General features: G+C 68.5%; 6 protein-coding genes. 4 read left to right on the forward strand and 2 right to left on the reverse strand.

The genetic code is table 11. From position 1 onward, the window contains the following. From AC6RA4_RS22950 to AC6RA4_RS22965, 4 genes are all read left to right on the forward strand, one after another. The coding region (locus AC6RA4_RS22950) for an MBL fold metallo-hydrolase (protein WP_500164241.1) at positions 1-678 on the forward strand (678 nt) is incomplete at its 5' end. 110 nt (positions 679-788) lie between these two features. Beyond that, a complete protein-coding gene (locus AC6RA4_RS22955; protein WP_500164243.1) occupies positions 789-1214 on the forward strand; it encodes a YeeE/YedE family protein in 426 nt (141 codons plus the stop codon). A gap of 1 nt (position 1215) precedes the next feature. After that, positions 1216-1653, forward strand: a complete 438-nt coding sequence (locus AC6RA4_RS22960; protein ID WP_500164245.1) for a DUF6691 family protein — start codon at positions 1216-1218, stop codon at positions 1651-1653. A gap of 10 nt (positions 1654-1663) precedes the next feature. After that, entirely contained in the window at positions 1664-2095 is a 432-nt protein-coding gene (locus AC6RA4_RS22965; RefSeq protein ID WP_500164247.1) for a protein tyrosine phosphatase family protein, read from the forward strand. 7 nt (positions 2096-2102) lie between these two features. Here AC6RA4_RS22965 and AC6RA4_RS22970 read toward each other — a convergent pair whose 3' ends face one another. Together AC6RA4_RS22970 and AC6RA4_RS22975 are read right to left on the reverse strand one after the other, a co-directional pair. After that, a complete protein-coding gene (locus AC6RA4_RS22970) occupies positions 2103-3263 on the reverse strand; it encodes a FliM/FliN family flagellar motor switch protein (protein WP_500164248.1) in 1161 nt (386 codons plus the stop codon). 96 nt (positions 3264-3359) lie between these two features. Continuing rightward, a partial coding sequence (locus tag AC6RA4_RS22975) for an ATP-binding protein (RefSeq protein ID WP_500164250.1) occupies positions 3360-5710 on the reverse strand: 2351 nt, incomplete at its 5' end.

Raw genomic sequence — 5710 nt, forward strand, 5'->3', positions numbered from 1 at the left:
GTCGAGTGGCTGCTTGAAAGCCACGTGCATGCCGACCACCTCTCGGCCGCGCCCTACATCCAGCAGGAAGTGGGCGGCAAGATCGGCATCGGCGAGCGCATCACCGTGGTGCAGGACACCTTCGGCAAGGTGTTCAACGAGGGCACCGAGTTCCAGCGCGACGGCTCGCAGTTCGACCAGCTCTTCGAGGAGGGCGACAGCTTTCACATCGGCCAGCTGCGCGGTGACGTGCTGCACACGCCCGGCCACACTCCGGCCTGCCTGACCTACGTGATCGGCGATGCCGCCTTTGTTGGCGACACGCTGTTCATGCCCGATTTCGGCACCGCGCGCTGCGACTTCCCCGGCGGCTCGTCCGAGACGCTCTACAACTCGATCCAGAAGATCCTGTCCCTGCCCGACGAGACCCGCATCTTCGTGGGCCACGACTACAAGGCACCCGGACGCGACGAATACGCCTGGGAGACCACCGTGGGCGAGCAGAAGGCGCTCAACATCCACGTGGGCGAGGGCAAGTCGGCCGAGGAGTTCGTCAAGATGCGCGACACCCGCGATGCGACGCTCGCGATGCCGAAGCTGATCATCCCGTCGCTGCAGGTCAACATGCGCGCCGGCCAGATGCCGCCCGCCGACGAAAAGGGCGACGTCTTCCTCAAGGTGCCGGTCAACAAGCTCTGACCCCGTCGCAATCCGCATTTCGGCGCCCCCGTCGCGAACCGGGGGCGCCTATGCGTTCACAAAACCACTCTCCCCAACACTCACGTCAAGACACGAAGGAAACGCGCAACATGGAACAGGACTGGATCTGGGGCCTGATCGGCGGCCTGCTGATCGGCTCCGGCGGGGCGGTCTATCTGCTCTTCAACGGACGCATCATGGGCGCCTCGGGCATCATCGGCTCGCTGGTCGACGGCTCCGCGGGCAACATGAAATGGGACCGGCTGGTGTTCCTCGCAGGCGTGGTGCTTCTGCCCATCCTGCTCTACCCGTTCTACCGCGAGGTCGATCCCCACATCACCGACAACACCGCGGTGCTGGTCGCCGCCGGCCTGCTGGTGGGCCTGGGCACGCGTCTGGCCAATGGCTGCACCTCGGGCCACGGGGTCTGCGGCATGTCGCGCCTGTCGGTGCGCGGCTTCGTCGCCACCATCTGCTACATCCTCGCCGGCGGCGTCGGCGTGGTGATCTTCCGTCACATTCTGGGAGTGATCTGAGATGATGCGACTGCTGTTCTCCTTCATCGCGGGCGGCCTCTTCGGCGGCGGCCTGTTCGTCTCGGGCATGACCGACACCTCCAAGGTGCAGGGCTGGCTCGACGTGTTCGGCGCGTGGGATCCGACGCTCGCCTTCGTTATGGGCGGCGCGATGATCCCGATGGCCATCGCCTGGCTGGTGGCGCGCAAGCGTCAGAGTTCGGTGCTGGGCGTGCCGCTGCCCCCCGCCCCCTCGCGCGAGATCGACCGCAAGCTGATCATCGGTTCGGTGCTGTTCGGCATCGGTTGGGGCCTGGCCGGTCTGTGCCCGGGGCCGTCGATTGCGGCGCTGAGCTTTGGCGGCAGCGGGCTGTACGTTTTCGTGGCGGCGATGCTTACCGGCATGGTTGTCGCGCCTTTCGTGCGATCACGTCTGGACAAAGCCGTACCCGCCGAGTGATATCCCGGGCATGGCTATGATCGAAATCACCCCCGGCTATTCCGTCTCTCCGCAGATCGCGCTCGAGGACGTGCAGGCCGCCGCCGATGCGGGCGTGACGCTCGTGATCTGCAACCGCCCCGACGAGGAGGTTCCGCAGGAACTGTCTCATCATGCGATGGAAGAGGCGGCCCGCGCCGCCGGGATGGACTTTGTCTACATCCCGGTCACCAACGAGGGCCTGACCCTCGAGCAGGTGACACAGCAGGCCGAGCATCTGGCCAGGGCCGACGGGCCGGTGCTGGCCTATTGCCGCTCGGGCACGCGGTGCTCGATCGTCTGGGCGATGGGCAAGGCCGGCGAACTGCCGGTCGATGAGATCCTCGCCACCACCGCCAAGGCGGGCTACCAGCTCGAGGGCATCCGCCCGACGCTCGAGAGCCTCGCGGCGCAGAAGGGCTGAGCCCGGCTCACTCTTCATCAAGCTCAAGCGGCGCGGCGGCGAAATCGAACTCCGCCCCGCCGCCCTCTTCCTCCGAGCCCGTCTCGGAGGCGAACTCCCCGCTGAAATCCGTACCGAACTCGCCGCCGAACTCTCCGGTGTCGAACTCGCCCGCGTCGAATTCCATCGGCGGCAGGTCGTGAAGCTCCTCGGCCAGATCCGGGGGCTGCGGGTCCGCAGGCTCTGGCGCAGGGGGTGCCGCGATCTCGGCCACCTGAGTCGCCGCAGCTCCGACCTCCGCCGGCTCGACCCCGCCGGCCCCTTCCGGCCAGACCAGCCGCACCGCGCGCATTCCGTTGATCTGCCCCAGCCGTCCGCCGGCCACGCCCGAGCCGTCGCCCGCCAGCAGCTCGACCCCGTCGAGCGCCTCGGGCGGCAGGGGAATGAGGTCGCCGGGCTGCAGCTTCTCTGCCGCCGAGAGCGGCAGCACCAGCCGGTGCAGCACCGCGTCCATGCGCACCGGCAGGAGCTTCATCTTCTGCTCGTGCGGCCCCTCCTGCCCCGGCGTGTCCTGCGTCTCCGGGCCATCGGGCTCCGGTCTGTCTGGAAGGAACAACGCCAGCTCACCGCTACGCCGCCCCAGCGCCAGGTCGACCGCCACGCGAAAGGCCCGGTAGCCAGAGGCATCGAGCAGGAGCCCCGCGGTGCGCGCATCCTCGACCATGGCGCCGAAGCGGAAGCCCTCGAATTGCGGGCGCAGCGGATGCTCCTCGAGATAGCGTTCGAGCCGTTCCAGCGCGCCGTCGAGCAGCGGCGCCATCATCGCCGCGTCGGTCTGGGTAAGCGGCCGCTCCTCGACCGGCATCTGGGTGACCTGCAGGATGGTCTGCACCTCGATCAGCCCGGTCATCACCGGCCGCTCGATGCGCGCCACACCCGGCACACCATCGGGCCCGTCGAGCAGGAGCAGCAGCGCGTCGCCGCCAAGCGCCGCGACGACCCCGTCCTGATCGAGATGCGCCTGCTCGACCCCGTGCGTTACCAGCGCCAGATCCCACAGCACGTCGGCGGTGCGCGACAGCGCCCGGCGCAGCGCCTTGGTTGGCGACATCGCCCGCGCCTCGAGGGCGCGGCGGGCCGCGCTGGCCTTCTGGGCCAGAACCTCATCCTGTCTTGCGGGATCTCCCATCGTGCGGGCAGCCTGTTCTCGGGCGGACTCCGGAAACTGTATGGGGGGATTTGGTTACCAAGGGCTTTAGACCAGCCCCGAAACCCGGCCCGCGCCCTACTCTGCCGCCATCGCGATATCCGCCGGCAGCACCACCCGGAACGCCGCCCCGCCCTGCCCTTTCAGATAGGAAATCTCGCCGCCGAGACGGGTGATGATCTGGCGGCAGATCGCCAGCCCGAGCCCCGCCCCACCGGCCTTCTGGTCGCTGACCCGGCTGAATTTCTCGAAGATCACGTCCTGCGCCTCGGGCGAGATCCCGGTGCCGTTATCGACGAAATCGATCACCAGCCGGTCGCTGCTATGGACCCGGATCTCGAGCGCCGGGTGCGCGGCGTCGCAGTATTTCCGGGCGTTGGCGACGAGGTTGATGAAGACCTGGCTGAGCCGGTCGAGATCGGTGTTGAGCCAGACATGCTCGGCCGCCGGATCGCGGGTGATGCGCAGCCGCGCGCCATGCTCGTCGGCCGCCGCCGCCGCCACCGCACGATCGAGCACGTCCGACAGCAGCCCCTCCCGCAGGTTCAGGTTGACCTGGCCGTTCTCGAGCACCGAGAGATCGAGCAGATCGTCGAGCAGACGGGTGAGGCGGATCGCCTCGTCATGGATGATCGAGGAATACTTGTGCTGATCCTCGGGCGCGAGCCCGGTGGTGTCGCGCAGGATCTCCGAGAAGGCCCGGATCGAGGTCATCGGCGTGCGCAGCTCGTGGCTGATCTGGCTCAGGAAGGCATCCTTCTGCACCGAAAGGCGGGTCAGCTTGGCATTGGCCTCGCGCAGCTGCGCGGCGGTACGCGCCAGTTCCTGCGACTGCGCCTCGAGCCGGGCGGAATACTCCATCAGCTGCGCGGTCTCGTCGGCCACCGCCATCAGGTCCTCGACCGAGACAGACATGCCGCCGACGATCTGGCCAACCATGGCGTGCGCCGTGGCCGCGCCCACCGAGCCCGCCAGCTCGCGCTCCAGAGTCTCGAGGAAATTCGGCGTCGGCGCCGGCAGCGTACCCGCCATGCCCTGCCGCTGCGCCTCGCGCTCGAACAGGCGCTGCGCGTCGCGCGCGCCGAGAATGCGCTGCGCCATGATCATCAGATCCTCGGCCTGCGCCACCCGCCCGGTCCAGCTGCGCGGCGCGGCGGAATGCTCGAAGACGTTGACGAACTGCGCCCCCTGCAGGCGCTCGAGCGGGCCGGGGAAGCTTGCCAGCGAGGCCAGAACGAAGCCGCCGGTGTTGAGCGCCAGCGACCAGAACACCGCATGCAGCAGCGGGTCGATGGCGTCGATCCCGAAAAGCGCGTGCGGGCGCAGCCAGGCGATGCCGAACGGCCCCGCCGTCACCCAGGCCTCGGGCAGGAAGACGCCCGCGCCGAAGCTTGGCAGGAACAGCGTGTAGCCCCAGCAGCCAAAGCCCAGTGTCAGCCCCACCAGCGCCCCGAGCCGCGAGGCACCGCGCCAGAAGATCCCGCCCAGCATCGCCGGCAGGATCTGTGCCAGTCCGGCAAAACTCACCAGACCGATCGAGGCCAGCGCGGCACCGCCGCCAGACAGGCGGTAGTAGAGATAGCCAAGCATCACCACGCCGATGATCGACAGCCGCCGCGCCAGCAGCACCACGCCCCGCACATCGCCCGACACCTTCGCCCCGCCGCCGGCGTAGCGCAGCCAGAGCGGCATGACGACGTGGTTCGACACCATGGTGGAAAGCGCGATGGCGGCGACGATCACCATCGAGGTGGCCGAGCTGAACCCGCCCAGGAAGGATAGCACCGCCAGCCCGTCGCGGCCCTGGCTCAGCGGCACGGTGAGCACGAAGAGATCGGGGTTGGAGCCCTCGGGCAGCATCTCGAGCCCGATCACCGCGATCGGCACCACGAAGAGGCTCATGGCCCCGAGATAGAGCGGGAAGGCCCAGCTCGCGGTGCGCAGGTGGGTCTCGTTGTCGTTCTCGACCACCAGCACCTGAAAGATCCGTGGCAGGCAGAGGAAGGCCGCCGCCGAGAGCATCATCAGCCCGACCCAGCGTCCGCCGTCGATCTGCCACTGGCCCAGCGCCGAGGCGTCGATCTTGGCGAGCGTCCCCGAGACGCCGCCCGACAGCCCCCAGACCACGAACACCCCCACCGCCAACAGCGCCGCGAGCTTGACCACGGCCTCGACGGCGATGGCCATGACGACGCCGTTGTGGCGCTCGTTGGCGTCGAGATTGCGGGTGCCGAAGATCACCGTGAAGAGCGCAAGGCCCGCGGCGACCCAGAGCGCGGTGTGGCCCTGCTCCTCGCCGGTGGCAATGTCGCCGACGCCAAAGACTTCGAAGCTGAGGGTCACCGATTGCAGCTGCAGCGCGATATAGGGCGTGGTGCCGACCACCGCGAGGAAGGTCACGCCGACGGCCAGCACGTTCGACTTGCCGT

The organism is Salipiger sp., from assembly GCF_059781815.1.

Bases quoted from the DNA above. Each gene is read 5' to 3' on its own strand.
- AC6RA4_RS22955 (WP_500164243.1), top strand. From the start codon at position 789: ATGGAACAGGACTGGATCTGGGGCCTGATCGGCGGCCTGCTGATCGGC.
- AC6RA4_RS22960 (WP_500164245.1), top strand. From the start codon at position 1,216: ATGATGCGACTGCTGTTCTCCTTCATCGCGGGCGGCCTCTTCGGCGGC.
- AC6RA4_RS22965 (WP_500164247.1), top strand. From the start codon at position 1,664: ATGGCTATGATCGAAATCACCCCCGGCTATTCCGTCTCTCCGCAGATC.
- AC6RA4_RS22970 (WP_500164248.1), bottom strand. From the start codon at position 3,263: ATGGGAGATCCCGCAAGACAGGATGAGGTTCTGGCCCAGAAGGCCAGC.